This window comes from Streptomyces viridiviolaceus (genome assembly GCF_014650995.1).
GTDB lineage: Bacteria > Actinomycetota > Actinomycetes > Streptomycetales > Streptomycetaceae > Streptomyces > Streptomyces viridiviolaceus.
Map to the genome: position 1 here is coordinate 1 of NZ_BMWA01000127.1, position 542 is coordinate 542.

Consider the following 542-nt stretch of genomic DNA (forward strand, 5'->3'; position numbering starts at 1 on the left):
GCGGTGCAGGGCGACCTTGGCCACGGCGACGTAGCCGACGCGGGCGAGCGCCTCGACGAGCAGGGCATAGGGGCGGTCGCCGCCCGGTCCGGGACCCGCGTAGTACGGCCGCCCGAAACTGATCGGGTCGATGTCCTCGAGCGGCACGAAACCAAGCACGTCGATGGTCCGCTGTGTAGGCAAGGGCAGACGGGCCAGATCGTCCTCCGTGAGCGGCACCATGCGCCCGTCTGCCAGCTCGAAGCCCCTGCCGACTTGGTCGTGCGGGATTGCCCGGTTCTCGGCCTTGCAGAAGCTGCGGTGCTCGACACGGCTGCCGTCAGCGAGATGGATCTCGTGAAGGCGCACGGGATGCTCCTTCGTGGCCGCGTACAGCCTGATCGGCATGGCAATCAGCCCGAACTGGATCATCCCGGACCACGTGGCCTTCATGCATCCAGCCTCATCCACCAGCAGCCGTCGCGCATCCTGATCGCGGGCCCCCGCAGCAGGTGCTCGGGCTCGCCAGCCCTGGAGCGCAAGGCCCAGCTACCGCTACGAAT

General features: G+C 68.3%; 1 protein-coding gene. It reads right to left on the minus strand.

The window, feature by feature from the left end; translation table 11 throughout:
• Nucleotides 1-432, minus strand: a 432-nt coding sequence (gene ku, locus IE260_RS41225; RefSeq protein WP_308434757.1) for a non-homologous end joining protein Ku, incomplete at its 3' end; no start/stop codon positions are given.
• Nucleotides 433-542: the final 110 nt, after the last annotated feature.